The sequence below is a fragment of the Polaromonas sp. genome (assembly GCF_039932935.1).
Taxonomy (GTDB): domain Bacteria; phylum Pseudomonadota; class Gammaproteobacteria; order Burkholderiales; family Burkholderiaceae_C; genus Polaromonas.
Genome location: NZ_JBDTPB010000144.1, coordinates 1 through 16,848 on the forward strand (window position 1 = coordinate 1; position 16,848 = coordinate 16,848).

Sequence of the window (16,848 nt, forward strand, 5' to 3'; positions counted from 1 at the left end):
GTGCTGCGGTGAAAGTTGCGCACGCGCTCGGCCTTGTCGGGCACCACCAGCGCCTGCTGGCGCACCGGGTCTTGCGTGGTGACGCCTGTCGGGCATTTGCCGGTATGGCAGCTTTGCGCCTGAATGCAGCCCAGCGCCATCATGAAGCCGCGCCCCGCATTGCACCAGTCGGCGCCCAGCGCCATCAGCCGCACCATGTCAAAGGCGCTCACCACCTTGCCGGCTGCGCCAATCGAAATGCGGCTGCGCAGGTTGACGCCGATCAGCGTGTTGTGCACCAACAGCAGGCCCTCTTGCAGCGGCGCACCCACGTGGTCGGTGAACTCGACCGGCGCCGCGCCCGTGCCGCCTTCTGCGCCGTCCACCACGATGAAGTCGGGCGTGATGCCGGTCTCCAGCATGGCTTTGACGATGGCAAACCATTCCCAGGGGTGGCCGATGCAAAGCTTGAAGCCGGTCGGCTTGCCGCCCGACAGCTTTCGCAATTTGGCGATGAAATGCATCATCTCGACCGGCGTGGAAAACGCGCTGTGACTGGAGGGCGAGATGCAGTCCTTGCCGATGGGAATGCCGCGCGCGGCGGCGATTTCTGCGGTGACCTTCGGGCCCGGCAAGATACCGCCGTGGCCGGGCTTGGCGCCCTGGCTCATCTTGAGTTCGATCAGCTTGACCTGCGGATCGCAGGCGTTGGCCGCAAAGCGTTCTTCACTGAAGGTACCGTCTTCAGTGCGGCACCCGAAATAGCCCGAGCCAATCTCCCAGATGAGGTCGCCGCCGTGCAGGCGGTGGTGCTGCGAGATTGAGCCTTCGCCGGTGTCGTGGGCAAAGCCGCCGAGCTTGGCGCCTTTGTTCAGCGCCATGATGGCGTTGGCCGAGAGCGAGCCAAAGCTCAGCGCCGAGATATTGAAGACGCTGGCGTGGTAAGGCTGCGTGCAGGGCTCCACGGAGGGCGAAGGGTAGTCGGGCGAGCCGCCTATCCACACGCGAAAGTCGTGTGAAGGCAGCTTGGTGGGCGACATCGAATGGTTTACCCATTCGTAGCCTTGCGCGCCCACGTCCAACTGCGTGCCGAAAGGCCGGTTGTCGGGCTCGCCCTTGGAGCGCTGGTACACCAGCGAGCGCTGCGCGCGCGAAAACGGCGTCGCCTCGCTGTCACTTTCAATGAAGTACTGGCGCATTTCCGGCCGGATGTATTCCAACAGAAAGCGCATGTGGCCAATGACCGGGTAGTTACGCAACACGGCGTGGCGTGTTTGCCGCAGGTCATGCACGCCCACCAGCACCAGGACCGAGCCCACCAGCAGCCCGACCAGGGCCACCCACCAGAAGGGAAAAAACAGCAGCTCCACCAGCGACAGGAGGGCCGCCAGCGCACAAAGCGCCATGAAGCTGTAGCGAACGGGGAAGTGGGCATCAAGGCGCTGGAGCATGGGGTGCTTCTTGTCGGTGTGCCCGGGGCGGGCGTGGGGTTGCCGCGGCGCGGCGATACACTTCGCATCATAAGAGCGTCATGTGGCGCTACACCCCTCATTTTTCCATGAACGCATCTACCTTGCCCATCAGCTCCCAGCCCCTTGAAGTTGAAGATTTCGATGCGCTGGACGCCATCCTCGACGACTTGCGCACCCGCTACGACGAAACGCCGCAATGGGAGTTCTGCGAAGGCTTCATGGCGGCGGTGGCTTGCACCCGCCGACCGATTGCGGCAGCAGAATACCTGCCCGTGCTGCTGGCCACACCGGACGAAGGCGAAGCGCCGGATCCGGAAGGCGGATCTTTCGCCGATGCGTCCCAGCGCGAGCGCTTTGTCGCGCTGTGGGACCGGCGCTGGCACGAGGTGCAAACCGCATTGGACAGTGAAGTCGACTCACTTGAAGACGACCGCTGCTACCACCCGGAGGTGATGGACATTCGCGGCGCCGTGGCCGAAATGCCGCCTGAAGAGCGTGCGGCGTTCAAGGGCGAAGACCTGCCGGCCTTTGCGCAGGTCTGGGCGTTGGGTTTCATGTTCGCTGTCGAAAGCTGGCCCGACGAATGGATGGCACCGCGCGACAAAGACGCCGCCAAGTGGCTGGACGACGCGCTGCAAGCCGTGGTGGCTATGACCGAAGACGACGCCGCCGCGCCCGAGGTGTCGCCGCTCAGCGAAGATGGCGCGCCCAGCACCAGCATTGCGCGCCTCAACGCCTTTGGCGAGGCGATCTGGGCCGTTTATGACTTGCGGGAGTTGTGGAAGACGCTGGGCCCGAAGATCGAGACAGTGCGTGTAGAGGCCACGCCCGGACGCAATGATTTATGCCCCTGCGGCAGCGGGAAGAAATACAAGAAGTGCCATGGGGCGGGGTGAGCCCGGGCCTCACACTTTGACATGAGGGCTTGGGCGGCGTGCCTTGACTCAGCCCTGCGCAGATCGCTGCCTCATCAAACGGGACTTCACGGCGGCCAGTAGCGCACGGGAATACAGCTTGTGAAAGCCAAGCAGCAAGCGAAAGGTCAAGCCAGGTGTCCGGATTCCGAGTTTTGCGCCAGGCGATGGCACCACAGCGGACCCAAAGTACAAGCGTGTGCCTCCAGCGCCACCGCTCTGCGCAGCAACAACCATCAACCAGGAACGCGTGCGGCCCAGGAAATCGCACATGAGCAGTTGGTCTTCACGTCGTTCCTCCACACTCCACGCGGCAAACGAATCAAGCATCCCTGAGGCCAGTTGACCGGCCTGGGCGTCCGTCGACGGTTTCGAAAGCAGCCATGCAAGCAGCAGCCTTTCCAGCTTGAACAAGGGGGTAGTGTAAAAAGCCTGAACATACTCGGTCTGGGAAACGTGCCGCGCGATCTCCGTGGCGTAGCAGTCCGCGTACGCTCCCCCTTTCTGATACTTGCTGAGGAGCGCTCCGGGCGGGAGTTCAGATGGGTGAATGGATGGCATGCGGGGGTACTCGGAGTGCGATGTCTGACGTTCGGACTGGGCGGCGCTGCGCGGCTTTATCGCGCAGTTCCACCGCAATGAGTGGTTGCCAGCCACTCGTTGCGACTGGCCCCGGTGATGCAGATTATGGCGGCACGGAGCACACCAGTGTCCACCTCAGATGCCGGATATACGACTGCAGGCGCTTCCCCAACCGCCACACTATCGGTCAACCTCTTGCCGTTGAGGGGGAAGTCCATACATGACAAGTTAGACCGGAGCAGCACCCCGGCGCGCGCAGATTTCCGAAAGGCATGAGTCATAGAGACTGACCGGGAGTCAAGCATTTTTCAGCTTTCTTTCGAATTTCGAGGATGCGCTCGCGGGTAATGCCATTCACCTGAAAAAGCTCACTGAGTGGAACGTACGCAATTTTCTCGATGGTAGTGTGCCCCTCGTCTGCCAGTGCGGCAGCCTCTGCTTTCGAGAGGGTCAATACCCCAACAAAGAGAACTACGGCGGCTGCGTGTTTATCGCGGTCGTTTGCCATGTGCGTTCCCTACGGTATAACGTCGGACTTGATCGGCGCACAAGCCAGAAGTGCACGAAGCGCACGGATACACTTGTGCGTCCGTGTCGAAGGACCTGTTGGGCCTCAGCGTTTGAGTTCGGCACCGCATTTCGAACAAAACCGAGGTGGTGAAAAAGGGTTCTGATTCATGAGGGTTTTTCCGCAGGAGTCGCAAAAACGTACCGCTCGGAGGTTCAGAGCGGTAATCAGAACCACCGCTGGTACGCCAACAAGCAGAACCTCCGCTCCAGCCCCCATCAGCCAGACGAAGAACAGAAACACCACTCCGGTTACGACCGTGAAGCCCGGCCACACCCGGCGTTTGAGTGCCGCGTCCTTATTCAAGAAGAAGAACGCAGAGCTTCCCAAGCCTAGCACCACCCATACCGCCACGAAGATCGGAAACACTGTATCTGCTTGGTGTTGTGGCATGTGATCTCCTATGAGGCCCAACATAATTTAAACCGCAAACCCTGCGGTATAACTTGGCGGCTGTGGTTTAACCTGGGCATCAAAACTCCTGCAAATGGCGTGGTTGTTGGGTTTAACCGCATTAGGCTGAAAACGCATACAGGTATAAAAACTTTGCGAAACACCGCAGCCTTCCCTTTTACAGCCTCTACCTTCGCGAATTGGACTGCTTTATGAGTATTTTTGGTCGTTTTCCCAATAAACACGGGCGCGAGTGACTATCTATTTTGTAGCGGATCGCCGCGACCCAGAACTCACTTCGTCATTAGTCAAACATCATGCGAATAAACAACGAAGCCCAGGTGTTGGGCCACTTTGTCATAAAGCAGCCGACCCGCTGAATTGGTCGTGTGGATTTGCCAGTACACCCGCTTGATGCTCGCCATCTTTGCTTGTTCGTACACACCTTCGATCAGCGTCCGCCCGATCCCCCCTGGCCGCGCGCGGCTGGATCGGTGAACAGGTCCTGCAGATAGCAGGTCAGTTCCATGCGTGTGGTGCTGCGGTGAAACAGGTAGTGCGTCAGCCCGAGCGACCGGCCATTGCTTTTGGCATTTTCAAAGGGTGGTGAGGTTCAGGGCAGTGCGCGGGTTTTCATGGCATCTGGGGGCAGCGCGGTGTTGTCCTGGTAGACCCGCGAGAGCAGCAGGCCGAGGGCGTACTGGCGTGCCGGCGGGGTGGCGTCGAGAATGCCTTCGTCCTGCAGGATTTTGATCAGCTTTGTCGGTGCCACGCGTTTGTCGCCCACGATCTCGACATGGCCGGCATCGACTTCGACCCGGCGCGCCCGTGTGTCGGTTTCTATGAAGGTGTTGTGCTGCTCTGCCAGCGAGAAAATGTCGTCGCCTTCCGCGCAGCGCCCGCCCTCTTCGCGCCGGCAGGTACCACGTTCGTTGGTGTCGATCTTCAGGTAGTTGGCGACTTGTTGCGCCAGGGCGCCGGGTTCGCGGATGAAGAGCGAGGAGTACGTGATGTCGGCCCACTTCGGGCCCGTTGCCACGTAACAGCTCAGCGGCAACATGCCCAGGGTGAGCGGGTAGAGCCAGGTTTTTCCGCAGGTTTTGGCAGACTCGATGCCGGCAAACGGCCCGGAGATGGTCACCAGACGCACATCGACAGCGCGGCCGGAGGGCGCCGTGGAGGGAGGCTCCGTCATGGACCTGCGCGCGATCAGCGCGCCCTGGCTGTGGCCTATTACCGTGACCTGGGGGACGCGGGATTGCGCCGCGAGCTGGCTGACGGCAAGCCTCAGCTGGTCAGCGCCTTCATTGAGCCTGGCGCGGTCATCGTAAGTAAAACAGGCCGACTGCTGGCCATGAAACGCCAGCACCTGGGCCAGGCCCCGAAACTGGCCGGACGAACCGAAGCAGCCGTGCACCAGGATATGGACCGGCTGGCTGGTGTTGATGCGCAAGGTCCGGTCCGGGTTGTCGGTGCAGGGCCCGAGGCCGGGAATGTTGAGGCTGAGGTCAGGGGAAGGCAGGCGCCCCTGCTCCAGGTCCACGGCATTCATCGCTTCGTGCGAAGCGCAGCCGCCGAGCAGGCCCAGCAGGGCGAGGAGAGTGACGGTGCGGTTCATGGGCAGTCCTGAAGGAAAAATGCGCTTGGCTGGGCGGGGCTTAAAGCGAATCGCAGGTCAAAACCGCCCTTCGGTACAGGCTACTGCAAAAAGACCGCTCACGCCAGCGTACCGTACACCGGCTCGCAGCGCACTTCGGTCTTGACTGAGCTGGCGATAAAGCAGGCTTCGTGCGCCTCGTGGTGCAGGCGGTCGAGTTCCTCACGCGTGGGCAGGCGTTCGCCTGAGAAGGCCGCCTCGGGCCGCAGCGTGACCACCGTCATGGCCACTTTGCCTTCGGCGTTCTTTTCCATCACACCGATGGCGGCGTCCATGTAGCGCGCCACGACAAACTTGCGCTTGGCCGCAATGGACAAAAACCACAGCATGTGGCAGCTCGACAGCGATGCCACAAAGGCTTCCTCCGGGTCCACTGCAGAGGCATCGGACATCGGCACGGGTACCACGTGCGGCGACGAAGAGCCTGGCACTTCCAGGCCGCCGTCAAAGCGCAGCAGGTGCCGGCGGCTGTAGCGATTGCCCAGGAAGTCGCCGTTGTCGAGTTGCCAACGGACTTCTGCGGTGTAGGTGGACATGACATGGTGCGCCGTGCGTGGCGCCGTTGGTTAGTGAAAAAATTCGAGCAGCGCGCGGGCGGTGGCCTCAGGCTGCTCTTCGGGAATGAAATGACCCGCCGGCAGGCCCTGGCCCGACACCGTGCCGCTGCATTGCGCTTGCCACAGAGCCAGTGGGTCAAACATGCGATGCACCACACCGCGTTCGCCCCACATCACCAGCAGGTCGCAGGCCAGCTTCAGCTGCTGCGCACGGCCTTCACGGTCGTGGTCCAGGTCAATGCCGGCGCTGGCGCGGTAGTCCTCGCAGGCCGCGTGCAGCGCCTCGGCATTGCAAAAACTGCGTTCATATTCCGCCAATGCTTGCGGCTCGATGTAGCCCATGCCCGCGCTGCCCCAGCCGCCCAGCTTGGCATGCAGGTAGGCCCTGGCGGTTTCGGGGTGGTTGGCGCCCATCATGATTTCGGGCAGCGGCGCCGGTTGCAGCATGTGAAACCAGTGGTAGTAGGCCCGCGCAAAAGCCATGTAAGACTCGGTCATGCTGCGGCCCTCGTACATGTCGAGTGTGGGCGCGATGTCGATGATGCAGAGCTTTTGCACGCGTGCCGCGTAGTCCAGCGCCAGCCGGTGCGCCACTCGCCCGCCGCGGTCGTGGCCGCACAGGTAAAAGTTTCCCACGCCCAGCGCATCCATCACACCCACCATGTCGTGCGCCATGTTGCGTTTGCTGTAGTTGCTGTGGTCGGGCAGCCCTGCGGTTTTGGAAGAGTCGCCATAGCCCCGCAGGTCAGGCATCACCAGGAAGTAGTCATTCGCCAGGCGCTGCGCTACGCGGTGCCACATGACGTGTGACTGGGGAAAGCCGTGAAGCAGCAGCAGTGCGGGCCGCACCGGGTCGCCAGGCACCACGCGCGAAAACCGTGCGTTGATGGAGGCACCGTTGACCTCAAAACTGCGCTGCTCGAATCCATCAAACCAGCTCATGGGCTGCTCCAGGTGAGGACCGTTGAAATGATGCCTGCGTTTAACGCCGGCGTTGGGCCAAGTATTTTTGCAGATTACCGGCCGCCGTAGCGCGCACCTTGTTGTGCAAGAACGGCGTCCAGCCCAGCAGCAGACCGGGTGTGCCCAGCGCCTGACGCGACCAGGTCCAGAAATTAAAGCGGTCACGGTGGCGCGCGATGAGCCCCTGTTCGTTGAATTCAAACACGCCGTCGATCACGTTGTGCACCATGCGCCCCGTGGCGCTGAAGCGGTAGTCCGCCTCCCAGTGCGACTTGCCGGTTGTGGCGTCGGCCTCAATGCCGCTATAGGTGAGCTTCCACACATCCAGCCCCTTGGCCTTGGTTGCGTCACACAGCATGTGCCACATGCCGGTCACCTGCTCATGCCCCCGCAATGAAAACGCTTCGTCGTCAAACTGCGCGTCAGGGGCGTAGCAGCTGGCCATGGTGGCTGAGTCGAGCTGGGCGAAAGCGCTGTAAAACTTTTCGAGTGTGGCCTGGTTGGGGTGCATGGGGGTCTCCTCTGGCAGCGGTTGTTGTGGTCTGCGGACTTTATACCCCTGCCGGAAGGGGCCGCGTCGCTTAGGTTCCAGCATGGTCCCAACTCGGTGAGAGCAGGTCAGATACTAAACCGCCTTGCCCACCGCCTGCGCCAGAAAGTCGTACACCGCACGGATCCGCACGCTGGTCCGAATCTCGCGATGCACGGTCAGCCAGATCGGCATGGGCGGTATCTTCAGCATGGGCAGCACCGCCACCACGTCCTTGTCGGCGGCGGCGACGTAGTCGGCCACGAAACCTATGCCCAGCCCGGCACGCACGGCTTGCCAGTAAGCAATCATGTCGTCGCAACGAAAAGCGAAGGACTCTTTGGTCATCTTGACACCGAAGGCGGCAAAACCCTTGATGACGGCGTCGTCTCGGTCGTGGCCGATGAGTTCGTGGTGAACCAGGTCCTCCGGTTTTTTCGGGGTGCCGCGCCGACGCAGGTAGTCGCGGTGGGCATACGGCCCCAGCGGGATTTTCGCGATTCGCTTGACGACCAGGCTGGCCTGGTCGGGCTGGACCATGCGCAGGGCAATGTCGGCTTCGCGCCGGAGCAGGTTGCTGACCTGGTTGCTGGAGACCAGTTCGACCTGCACGTCGGGCAGGGCCTGGCGCATCTGGGCCAATATGGGCGGCAGCAAATAGCAGGCGACCGGGGTGCTGGCCGAAATGCGTACCGTACCGGCAATCGCTTCCTCTACACCCAGGGCATAGCGGGCGAACTGGTTGGCGCTGCCCTCCATGGCGCGCGCCGCGCCCGCCAGCTGCAATGCCATGGGCGTCGGCAACAGGCCGCGCCCGGTGCGTTCGAACAGCACCACGCCGAGCTGGCTTTCGAGCTCGGCAATGTGCCGCCCTACCGTGGGCTGCGTGGCCTTGAGCATGCGCGAAGCCCCCAGCAGGCTGCCCTGGTCGAGCGCGGCAAGGAAAGAGGGGATCAGCCGCCAGTCGAATTGGTTATTCATTTATGCATAGCTGTTGTGATGAGTTAGGCAATTGTCGGATAGTGCGATTCTTTTGACAATGAAGGCTATCGATCACCCACTCATAGGAGCTTTTATGTCACAAAACCTGCAACCCTCACTCCGGTCTGTCCTTGTCCTCGGCGCACGCGGGCGCTTTGGACGGGCTGCGGTACAGGCATTTGCCGAGTCCGGCTGGCAAGTCTTTGCCCAGATGCGGCCGGGTGGGCAGGCTCTGGACATTCCCGGCGTGCGTTGGCTGGCCGTCGCACCGCGGGACACGGCGGCCCTGGCGGACGCGGCGCGGGGCGCAACCGTGGTGGTGCAGGCACTGAGCCCGACCTATACCCACAAGGCATGGCGCGACGAGGTACCGGCATTGACGCAAGCTGCGATCGACATCACCCGTGCGCTGGGTGCCACCATGCTGCTGCCAGCCAGCGTCTACAACTTCGGTAGCGGCATGCCTGAGCGGCTGCATGAAGACACACCGCAAAATCCGACCACCTTCAAGGGCCGCATGCGCGTGCGGAGCGAGGCGATGGTCCGCGCCGCCACGCAGGACGGCCGTATGAAAGCGGTGATCATCCGGGGGGGTGACTTCTTCGGCAGCGGCACTGGTTCATGGTTTGACCTGGTGATGACCAAGGCTGTCCGCAACGGCAAGCTGACCTATCCCGGTCCCATGGATGTGCCCACCGCCTGGGCCTACTTGCCTGACATGGCGCGCAGTTTTGTGAAAGTGGCGGAGCACCGGCATGCGTTGCCTGCATTTGAAACCCTGCATTTCGCTGGCTACCGGCTCACGGGCCAGAAATGGGCCGATGCGATGGCCGGCGTAGCCTGGGAGCGAGGGTGGTTACCCGCCAAGGGGCGGCTGCAGGTGAGTTCGGTGTCCTGGCTTTTCATGCGCGCGGTGGGCCTCTTTGTGCCGACGGTGGCGGCGCTGTGCGAGATGCGCTATCTCTGGCGCACGCCGCATGCATTGGTCAACACCCGGATGGCAACCCTGATTGGCGAGGAGCCGCACACGCCTTTTGCCGAGGCGCTGCGGACTTCACTCGACGAGCTGGGATTTGGGGGCCCGTCCGTGGTGGAGCCGGTCAGCCGAGCAGTTGCACCAGCCGCTGAAGCGCATGCCTGACAGTCGCCGCCCGCACTGCCCCGCGGTCGCCCTCAAACTGCATGCATTCAGACGTGACCTGACCGGCTGCAGACCAGCCGAACCAGACGGTGCCGACGGGCTTGGCTCTGCTGCCACCAGTAGGGCCAGCCACGCCGGTCACCGCCACTGTCACCTGGGCGCGTGAGCGGGCCACGGCGCCTTGTGCCATCGCCCGCACCACTTCTTCGCTGACGGCGCCGTGTTGTTTGATCAACCCGGCATCCACACCGAGCAGCTCGGTTTTGGCTTCGTTGGAGTAGGTAACAAAGCCGCGCTCAAACCAGGCGCTGGAGCCGGCCAGGTCGGTGCAGGCGGCGGAAATCATGCCGCCGGTGCAGCTTTCGGCGGTGGCCAGCAGCCAGCCTTTTTTCAGCATCAAATCGGCCAACAGGCCAATAGAGTCGGGCGCAAGCAGCTCCTCTTTTGATAGCGACGGGGTGTTCACCAGAATCTCCAGACCGCGATCACCAGCAGCGTGCAGAACGCTGCCACGAAGTCGTCAAACAAAATTCCGAAGCCGCCGCGGTAGTTAAAGCCCTTGAAGGCTTGGTCGGCCCACGCCACCGGGCCGGGTTTGACGGCGTCGAAAAAGCGGAACAGCACGAAGGCGGCGAACTGCATCCAGAAGTCTGCCGGCATGACCAGCCACAGCACCAGCCAGAACGCGACCACCTCGTCCCACACGATGTTGCCGGGGTCGAGCACGTTCATGGCTTTGGCAGTGACGGTGCAGGCCCACCAGCCGATGAGGGTGGATGCAGCGATCAGCCAGCCGATTTCGGCAGGTGTGAGCCACTGCTGCAACACCAGGAAGGCCAGCCAGGCCCACAGGGTGCCGGCCGTGCCGGGTGCGACGGGGCTGAGTCCCGAGCCAAAACCCAGGGCGATGAAATGCGCGGGGTGCGTCAGCAAGAACTTGGCGGTGGGCCTGGATGGCTTGGTCGCCGGCGGCAGCGGGGTGTCGATCATTGGTGTGAGGGGGTGATGGCTGATTTTGTCACAGCCGATTCGCGGAGAGCCTGTGTTGTCGGACGGCGAAGTTCAACAACGCACAACAACTTCACAGCGTCCCGCGTTCTTGATACAACGCTGACCGGTGGGGCTCAACCCTTGATGGGCCCGCTGGCCAGGTCTCTTTCGTGGCTGAACCATTCGGCCCAGTAGTCAATGCAGGCGCGGATCTTCGGCAGGCGGTGCCGGCCGCCCAGCGTCACCGCGTGGATGGGCACGGGCTGTTCATCGACGAAGCCGGGCAGCACCGGCACCAGCAGGCCGCGCCGCACCAATGACTCTGCCGCGAGCATGGCAAAGCGCGCGATGCCCAGGCCCTGCAGGGCCAGCTGGCTGGTCGTGCCGGTGGAATCGGCGCGCCAGCAGCCGTCCGCCGTGATCACCACGGGCTGGCCGTCGATGATGAAGGGCCAGCGATTGAGCTGGGTCGCGCCGCTGTTGCTGATCAGGCGGTGCCGGGCCAGATCGTCGGGGTGCTCGGGTGTGCCGTAGGCCTGCAGATAACCCGGTGCGGCGTAAAGCCTGCGCCCATGCGTGCCGATCTGGCGCACCACCGTGTTCTCGTTGGTGTGCGTGCCGCTGCGGATCGCGATGTCGACGCCGTCGCGCACCATGTCCACCAGCCGATCGTCGACCTTCAACTCAACGCACACGCGCGGGTGGCGCTGGTGCAGGCCCTCCAGGCTGGGCACCAGCAGGTATTCGGCCATCACGGTGCTGGCCGCCACGCGCACCCAGCCGCTGGCTTCACCGCTCTGGCTGGCAAATTCGCCTTCCAGGTCGTCCAGCGTATGCGTCATGCGGCGGCAATAGCCTAGAAAGGTTTCGCCTTCGGGCGTGAGGGTCAGCGCGTGGGTGCTGCGGTGCACCAGCCGCGCGCTGCAGGTCTTTTCGATGCGGGCGATGGCGCGCGACACCTGGCTGACGGGTACGCCGCGTGTGCGCGCCACGGCCGAGAAGCTGCCCAGCTCGGCCACGCGCGCGAACAGGTGCATGTCGTCAAAGTTCAGGTTCCGCATGCCGGCCATATTACCTACCGCGGCGGATTTTTGTTTTGCGTCTGGTGCAAGACGCATTTGCGGCGCGAATGGTTTCCGTTGGCGATGGTTTTGCGCACAGTAGACCTATGCCCCCTGTAACCCAGCCACCCGAAGAAAAGGGCCCACCCCGAAAGGACGCTCGTATGAACCCGCTTTGCATCGCAACTGAAGAGAGCTATGTGATAGCTGCCGCCATGTCCGAGGCCCAGCGCCTGCGCGCTTTGGCCATTGATGAGTTTTGGTCGGCGGTGGGCCGCTGGGCCCGCGGTGTGGCCGGGCGGCTGGCGCGTGTGGGGCGCCGTCCGCGGGCAGACGCAGCCGGTTGCACTCAGGCGAAGTGATCGAAAGACGCGTAATGCCGTTCCATCGGCGCACCGGCCGCGTCCAGCAGGCGCAGGCCGGGGTCTGCGTCGATGCGGCCGATACGGGTGACCGGCGTTTGCGCCTGCCGGGCCGCCGCCTGGACGGCTTCGCGGGCTGATGCCGGCGCGGTAAAGGCGAGCTCGTAGTCGTCGCCGCCTGCCAGCGCGAATTCAAGTTGCTTTTCAGCATCAATTCCGGCTGCAGACCAATCAGGTAGAGCGCAAGCGGCTACTAAATTGATAGCGAGTGCGGTTTCAAGCGTGGCACCTGTTTTCGAGGCGCGCAGGATGTGGCGAAGGTCGCCCAGCAAACCGTCACTCACATCGATGGCGGCCGAGGCAATGCCGCGCAGCGCTTGGCCCAGGGCCACGCGCGGCGTGGGCTGCTCTAACCGTAGCCTGGACTGAGCCAGCATAAGGGGCGGCAAGGCCAGGGCGCCGCGCAGTGCCTCCAGCGCCAGCCGGGCATCGCCCAGCGTGCCACTGACATACACATCGTCCCCGGCCCGCGCGCCTGAACGCAGCAAGGCCTGGCTCTTGCCCTGCACCACCGGCACTTCGCCAAACACGGTGATGCAGATATTGAGCGGCCCCTGTGTGGTGTCACCGCCCACCAGCTCGCAGCCGTGTGCGTCGGCCAGCGCCAGCAGGCCCTTCGAGAAACCCGCCAGCCAGTCTTCGTCGATATCGGGCAGGGCGAGGGCCAGGGTGAACGCGAGCGGTTTGGCGCCGCAGGCGGCGAGGTCGCTAAGGTTGACGGCCAGTGCCTTGTGCCCCAGCGCGAAAGGGTTGACGTCTGCAAAAAAATGCCGTCCCTCGACCAGCATGTCGCTGGAGACGGCCAGTTGCGTGCCGGGCCTTGGCTGCAGCAATGCGCAGTCGTCGCCGACACCCAGAACGGCCTGGCCGGCGGGGCGCGTGAAGTAGCGTGCGATCAGGTCGAATTCACCCATACGCCCGAGCATACAGGCCCGCGGCGGAAGGGCTGGCCGCTCAGCGCTGTTGCTGGTGCGTGACCCCGCCGCGAAAGCGGTCGGCGGCCTGGCGTATGACCTCGGCCAGCAAATGCTCTTCACCCTGCTTTTCGCGCAGCCAGCGGGCGTCGTTGTCGCTGCGCTCCACGCTGTTGCGCAGCAAGTGCAGTGAGGCGCCCGCGCCCATGCTGGTGGCGTGGCGTTCTATCTGCGCCATGGTCAGCAAAATGTGCTCGCGCAGCGGCATGTGGCCGCCGGTGGCTGGGTCCACATAAACGGCATCCAACCCAAAACGGCAGGCCTGAAAGCGGTTGTAGGTGTAGACCAGGTAGTCGTCTTCGGTCGGCATAAAGGGCTGCTCGTGCATGAACCACGAGGCCAGCGACTGCACAAAACCGGCGAGCGCGGTGGCGCGCTCCACCGTGAGCGGCGTGTCGAAGACGCGAATCTCGATGGTGCCGAACTCGGGCTTGGGCCGGATGTCCCAGTAAAAATCCTTCATGCTCTTGACCACGCCCGTGTGCGTCATCTTGTTGAAGTACACGGTGAAATCGTCCCAGGTCAGCGCAAACGGCGCGCGGCCTGACAGTGGAAAGGCAAACACGGAATTGAGCCGCGCCGAGTCAAACGCGGTGTCTTGCCCTTGCACGTAGGGTGACGACGCCGACAGGGCAATGAAGTGCGGAATGTAGCGCGACATGCGGTGCAGCGTCAGCAAGGCGGTGTCGGCGTCAGGGCAGCCCACATGCACGTGCTGGCCGAAAATCGTGAACTGTTTTGAGAGGTAGCCGTAGAGCTCGGACAGCTCGCGAAAGCGCGGCTTGTCGTAAATGCGGCGCTCATGCCATTGCTGGAAAGGATGCGTGCCGCCGCCGACCACCGCGATGTTGAGCTTGTCGGCGCTCTTGACGAGCGCATCGCGAATCTGCGAAAGCTGGCCCAGCACTTCCGAGGCGTTGTGGCACACGCCGGTCGAAATCTCAATCATGCTCGACGTCATTTCAGGCACCACGGCACCGGGCAGCGGCGTCTTCGCCATCAGGCGCAGCATGTCTTCGGCGTAGGGCGCGAGGTCGTAGTCGTGGGTGTTGACGAGCTGAAGCTCAAGCTCGACACCGAGCGAGAGCGCTGCGGACTTCTGGAACGGTTCAAGACTCATGGACAGGTCCGGTGGAGGGGCTGCGTGTGAGGGGCGCCCAGGGTTTGGAGCTTTCGCCGGAGCGGTAAATGGCCACGGTGGCGAGCACTGCACCCAGCACTTCCATCAGCAAAATCGCAGGCAGGGCCACGCTGGCGATCTGGCGCCCGGTGGCGCCCGAAGCCGCCACAAACTGCGAGACCAGCAGCAAGGCGACTGACGACATCGGCGACATCGCGCATCCGACCCAGAGGGCCTGCTTCCAGCTCGCGCCGCTGCCCACATTGCCGATGGCCACGCCGGCAATCTTGCCGACCATGCGGGCGATCACCAGGGCGATGACCAGTCCGGCCACAGGCCCGCTCCAGTCGGCCTGTGCGGCCACCACGGAGACGAGCACAAACATCAGCATGGTCAGCATCGATGAGGCCGTGCCCATTTGCCGTGGCCATGACCAGGGCCGTGGATTGAGTTGCTTGAGCAGCATGCCTCCGAGCAGGGCCGCCAGGGGCGCGGAACCGCCGAAGTGGGCCGCCAGCGCGGCGCCTGCGGCAATCAGCGCGAGCAGCAAAATGGCGGTGTTTTCGCTGGTGGGGCTCATCACCCGCAATGCGGTGCGCAGCGTGAGGGCGAGCACGGCGCCGACGACGACAGACAGGCCCAGCACCACCAGCACCGGATACAGCGGGCTGGAAAGCGCAGCCTCCCCCCGCGGCATCATGCCGGCGCGCGCGCTGCACAGCGTGAGGGCATACAGAGTGCCCAGCGTGGACAGCACCAGTGCGCGTTCCGTCACCGGGCCGGCAGCACGTGTGTCGATGGCCACGCGCGACAGAACGGCCGGCGATGCGGCCATCGACAGCAGCGCCAGCGACTCGGCAACGACATCGCGCACACCTACCTTGCTCAGGACCCAGTAAACGATCACATAAGTCAATGCCGATTCAGCCAGACTTTGCACCAGCACCATGGGGTTGTGGCGAAACCAGCGCAGCGGGATACGCCCGCCGGCCTCAAACAGCACGACGGCCACGCCCAGCTCCAGCAGAAACAAGCCGGTGCCCTGCAGCGGCCACACGGCGCCTGTAAAACCAGCCAGCCCGGCGAGCCCGCCCACAAGAGAATAGCCAATGACCTTGGGCAGGCCGGTGTAGCGGTTGACAAGGTGGCCCGCGGCGGCAGCCACCGCAAGCAGGATGGACCATTGCACGGTCGGCAGGCCTGCCGATGGTTTGATCCACTCAGCCCATATGGCCAGGATTTCGTTCATGCGGGGTGGTCTCCTCGGTCGTCGGGACTTCTTCTGCAAGCATGCCGCGTGTATGCGGCATGTTGCGCGTTGATGGCCAGCCTTGGCGGCGTGAAGCCCAATGGGTTTCTGAAGAGAAACGTTGCATTATTTTACATGCGTGCGCTTGGCGGGCCTGTAGGACAAAACCCGAAGTGTGGCCCCCACGCTTGTCGCTTCGCGTACTGCGCTGCCCCCCGAGGGGGCGCTGCGCCTGCGGCCCGGCGAAGCCGGTTCCGCGGCCCCTGCTGGCGTGGACAGCCCGGCGGCCATCGAAGGCGATGCGAAGCGAGCCGACCAAAGGCCAGCAGGGGCCGCGGACTGGCTTTGCAAGACCGCAGGGCCGCCCCCTTGAGGGGGCGGACAGGCTACACGCAGTGAGCCTGGACAGGGGTGAGCCCATATTCAGGGCATGAAAAAACTGCGTGGGTGGCTGCGCAAGCGGGTCCAGATGGCGCTGCGTATGCGCACGCGGTCCATGGCGCTCACGTTGTGGGCCTGCAGGGCGAGCCGGAATGCGAGGTAAAAACTCACACCGAGATTCAGTGCGCCGATCAGGGGAATGGCAATGATGCAGGACCAGATCGGCCAGTGGCGGAATGCTTCGAGCCCCAGCGAAGCGCCTGCGGCCGCGAGTTGCCCGGTCGACAGGGTGACGTGACGCGCCTGGAGTTCAAGCCCGAAGAAGCCGGTGAAAGCCGGTATCAGGCCCAGCATGAGGCCCAGCGCGATGTTGGAAGCAAAGCCTGAGATGTTGTCGCGCATGAAGGTAGACCAGCGCGCCGCGCGTTCGCTGCCCAGCACGGCGGTGATGCGCGGGTTGTGCCGCATTGCTGAATCAAGGTGGTGCAACACAAACCAGTTTTCCGTCCAACCCGCAATCATGCTCGCTGCAAACAGGATGCCGCCGGTGAAACCGGCCCATAACAGGGCGGGCCCGACCACGGTGAGCGTCTCCAGCACGTGGTGTGCATCGGCGCCACTGATCATCGGGTGGCCCAGCATGAGCTGGATCAGCGAATTGATCAGCAACACAGCAGGCACGACCATGAACACGTTGCCAAAGACTGCGGCCACCTGCGAACGCACCAGGTACGTGACTTCGTCGACAAAGGCCTTGATGGTGCCGGCTGAATCGGCTGAACCCAGGTCTTTGAGCTTGGCCGCCATGGCCGGCGCCGTCATGGCGGGCTGCTTGGTGGCGAGGGTGAAGTGCAGAAGCTGGATCAGGATGAAGCTTGCGGCATACATGACGCCGGACCAGAAGCCGCTCCAGAA

General features: G+C 63.4%; 18 protein-coding genes and 2 pseudogenes. 3 read left to right on the forward strand and 17 right to left on the reverse strand.

Features of this window, described 5'->3' with window-relative positions:
- Positions 1–1,430, reverse strand: a 1,430-nt coding sequence (locus tag ABI546_RS21590) for an FMN-binding glutamate synthase family protein (RefSeq protein WP_348050107.1), incomplete at its 3' end; no start/stop codon positions are given.
- Between the two features lie 107 nt (positions 1,431–1,537).
- Here ABI546_RS21590 and ABI546_RS21595 point away from each other — a divergent pair.
- On the forward strand, positions 1,538–2,347 hold the full coding sequence (locus tag ABI546_RS21595) for a UPF0149 family protein (RefSeq protein WP_348050109.1): 810 nt from the start codon (positions 1,538–1,540) through the stop codon (positions 2,345–2,347).
- Positions 2,348–2,395: 48 nt separating this feature from the next.
- On the opposite strand, the gene ABI546_RS21600 is transcribed toward ABI546_RS21595, so the two are convergent.
- The 9 genes and pseudogenes from ABI546_RS21600 to ABI546_RS21640 all read right to left on the reverse strand — a co-directional run bounded on the left by ABI546_RS21600 (position 2,396) and on the right by ABI546_RS21640 (position 8,595).
- On the reverse strand, positions 2,396–2,926 hold the full coding sequence (locus tag ABI546_RS21600; protein ID WP_348050111.1) for a hypothetical protein: 531 nt from the start codon (positions 2,924–2,926) through the stop codon (positions 2,396–2,398).
- Positions 2,927–3,224: 298 nt separating this feature from the next.
- Positions 3,225–3,455: a hypothetical protein gene (locus ABI546_RS21605; protein ID WP_348050113.1), complete on the reverse strand. Its 231-nt coding sequence runs from the start codon at positions 3,453–3,455 to the stop codon at positions 3,225–3,227.
- A gap of 105 nt (positions 3,456–3,560) precedes the next feature.
- Positions 3,561–3,908, reverse strand: coding sequence for a hypothetical protein (locus ABI546_RS21610; RefSeq protein ID WP_348050115.1), 348 nt, complete (start codon positions 3,906–3,908; stop codon positions 3,561–3,563).
- A gap of 308 nt (positions 3,909–4,216) precedes the next feature.
- Positions 4,217–4,500 (reverse strand): annotated as a pseudogene (locus ABI546_RS21615) (GNAT family N-acetyltransferase); the annotation flags it as partial.
- A 21-nt stretch (positions 4,501–4,521) separates the two neighbouring features.
- Entirely contained in the window at positions 4,522–5,526 is a 1,005-nt protein-coding gene (locus tag ABI546_RS21620) for a hypothetical protein (RefSeq protein WP_348050117.1), read from the reverse strand.
- Between the two features lie 98 nt (positions 5,527–5,624).
- A complete protein-coding gene (locus ABI546_RS21625; RefSeq protein ID WP_348050119.1) occupies positions 5,625–6,101 on the reverse strand; it encodes an OsmC family protein in 477 nt (158 codons plus the stop codon).
- A 30-nt stretch (positions 6,102–6,131) separates the two neighbouring features.
- Entirely contained in the window at positions 6,132–7,064 is a 933-nt protein-coding gene (locus ABI546_RS21630) for an alpha/beta hydrolase (protein ID WP_348050122.1), read from the reverse strand.
- A gap of 40 nt (positions 7,065–7,104) precedes the next feature.
- Positions 7,105–7,596 carry a nuclear transport factor 2 family protein gene (locus ABI546_RS21635; protein ID WP_348050124.1) on the reverse strand — a complete coding sequence of 164 codons (492 nt, stop codon included), beginning with the start codon at positions 7,594–7,596 and terminating at the stop codon, positions 7,105–7,107.
- 114 nt (positions 7,597–7,710) lie between these two features.
- Positions 7,711–8,595, reverse strand: coding sequence for a LysR family transcriptional regulator (locus tag ABI546_RS21640; protein ID WP_348050126.1), 885 nt, complete (start codon positions 8,593–8,595; stop codon positions 7,711–7,713).
- Positions 8,596–8,689: 94 nt separating this feature from the next.
- Between ABI546_RS21640 and ABI546_RS21645 the strand changes: the two genes are divergently transcribed.
- Positions 8,690–9,736 (forward strand): NAD-dependent epimerase/dehydratase family protein, encoded by a 1,047-nt coding sequence (locus ABI546_RS21645; RefSeq protein WP_348050128.1) that lies wholly within the window; start codon positions 8,690–8,692, stop codon positions 9,734–9,736.
- Here ABI546_RS21645 and ABI546_RS21650 read toward each other — a convergent pair.
- From ABI546_RS21650 to ABI546_RS21660, 3 genes are all read right to left on the reverse strand, one after another.
- A complete protein-coding gene (locus ABI546_RS21650) occupies positions 9,696–10,133 on the reverse strand; it encodes a CinA family protein (RefSeq protein WP_348050142.1) in 438 nt (145 codons plus the stop codon). The two genes, ABI546_RS21645 and ABI546_RS21650, sit on opposite strands and share 41 nt — an antisense overlap.
- Positions 10,134–10,198: 65 nt before the next feature.
- Positions 10,199–10,726: a phosphatidylglycerophosphatase A gene (locus ABI546_RS21655; protein ID WP_348050130.1), complete on the reverse strand. Its 528-nt coding sequence runs from the start codon at positions 10,724–10,726 to the stop codon at positions 10,199–10,201.
- 134 nt (positions 10,727–10,860) lie between these two features.
- Positions 10,861–11,787, reverse strand: coding sequence for a LysR family transcriptional regulator (locus ABI546_RS21660; RefSeq protein WP_348050132.1), 927 nt, complete (start codon positions 11,785–11,787; stop codon positions 10,861–10,863).
- 164 nt (positions 11,788–11,951) lie between these two features.
- On the opposite strand from ABI546_RS21660, the gene ABI546_RS21665 reads away from it, so the two are divergent.
- Positions 11,952–12,149, forward strand: a complete 198-nt coding sequence (locus ABI546_RS21665) for a hypothetical protein (RefSeq protein ID WP_348050134.1) — start codon at positions 11,952–11,954, stop codon at positions 12,147–12,149.
- On the opposite strand, the gene thiL is transcribed toward ABI546_RS21665, so the two are convergent.
- From thiL to ABI546_RS21685, 4 genes and pseudogenes are all read right to left on the reverse strand, one after another.
- Entirely contained in the window at positions 12,137–13,123 is a 987-nt protein-coding gene (gene thiL / locus ABI546_RS21670; protein WP_348050136.1) for a thiamine-phosphate kinase, read from the reverse strand. The two genes, ABI546_RS21665 and thiL, sit on opposite strands and share 13 nt — an antisense overlap.
- A gap of 40 nt (positions 13,124–13,163) precedes the next feature.
- Complete coding sequence (locus ABI546_RS21675; protein WP_348050138.1) at positions 13,164–14,303, reverse strand: YbdK family carboxylate-amine ligase; 1,140 nt, start codon at positions 14,301–14,303, stop codon at positions 13,164–13,166.
- Positions 14,293–15,552 carry a cation:proton antiporter gene (locus tag ABI546_RS21680; RefSeq protein WP_348050140.1) on the reverse strand — a complete coding sequence of 420 codons (1,260 nt, stop codon included), beginning with the start codon at positions 15,550–15,552 and terminating at the stop codon, positions 14,293–14,295. Before ABI546_RS21680 ends, ABI546_RS21675 begins: the two co-directional genes overlap by 11 nt.
- Positions 15,553–15,975: 423 nt before the next feature.
- Positions 15,976–16,848 (reverse strand): annotated as a pseudogene (locus ABI546_RS21685) (recombinase); the annotation flags it as partial.

Coding starts and splice junctions, on each gene's coding strand:
- ABI546_RS21595 (WP_348050109.1), top strand. CDS start 1,538: ATGAACGCATCTACCTTGCCCATCAGCTCCCAGCCCCTTGAAGTTGAA.
- ABI546_RS21600 (WP_348050111.1), bottom strand. CDS start 2,926: ATGCCATCCATTCACCCATCTGAACTCCCGCCCGGAGCGCTCCTCAGC.
- ABI546_RS21605 (WP_348050113.1), bottom strand. CDS start 3,455: ATGGCAAACGACCGCGATAAACACGCAGCCGCCGTAGTTCTCTTTGTT.
- ABI546_RS21610 (WP_348050115.1), bottom strand. CDS start 3,908: ATGCCACAACACCAAGCAGATACAGTGTTTCCGATCTTCGTGGCGGTA.
- ABI546_RS21620 (WP_348050117.1), bottom strand. CDS start 5,526: ATGAACCGCACCGTCACTCTCCTCGCCCTGCTGGGCCTGCTCGGCGGC.
- ABI546_RS21625 (WP_348050119.1), bottom strand. CDS start 6,101: ATGTCCACCTACACCGCAGAAGTCCGTTGGCAACTCGACAACGGCGAC.
- ABI546_RS21630 (WP_348050122.1), bottom strand. CDS start 7,064: ATGAGCTGGTTTGATGGATTCGAGCAGCGCAGTTTTGAGGTCAACGGT.
- ABI546_RS21635 (WP_348050124.1), bottom strand. CDS start 7,596: ATGCACCCCAACCAGGCCACACTCGAAAAGTTTTACAGCGCTTTCGCC.
- ABI546_RS21640 (WP_348050126.1), bottom strand. CDS start 8,595: ATGAATAACCAATTCGACTGGCGGCTGATCCCCTCTTTCCTTGCCGCG.
- ABI546_RS21645 (WP_348050128.1), top strand. CDS start 8,690: ATGTCACAAAACCTGCAACCCTCACTCCGGTCTGTCCTTGTCCTCGGC.
- ABI546_RS21650 (WP_348050142.1), bottom strand. CDS start 10,133: ATGCTGAAAAAAGGCTGGCTGCTGGCCACCGCCGAAAGCTGCACCGGC.
- ABI546_RS21655 (WP_348050130.1), bottom strand. CDS start 10,726: ATGATCGACACCCCGCTGCCGCCGGCGACCAAGCCATCCAGGCCCACC.
- ABI546_RS21660 (WP_348050132.1), bottom strand. CDS start 11,787: ATGCGGAACCTGAACTTTGACGACATGCACCTGTTCGCGCGCGTGGCC.
- ABI546_RS21665 (WP_348050134.1), top strand. CDS start 11,952: ATGAACCCGCTTTGCATCGCAACTGAAGAGAGCTATGTGATAGCTGCC.
- thiL (WP_348050136.1), bottom strand. CDS start 13,123: ATGGGTGAATTCGACCTGATCGCACGCTACTTCACGCGCCCCGCCGGC.
- ABI546_RS21675 (WP_348050138.1), bottom strand. CDS start 14,303: ATGAGTCTTGAACCGTTCCAGAAGTCCGCAGCGCTCTCGCTCGGTGTC.
- ABI546_RS21680 (WP_348050140.1), bottom strand. CDS start 15,552: ATGAACGAAATCCTGGCCATATGGGCTGAGTGGATCAAACCATCGGCA.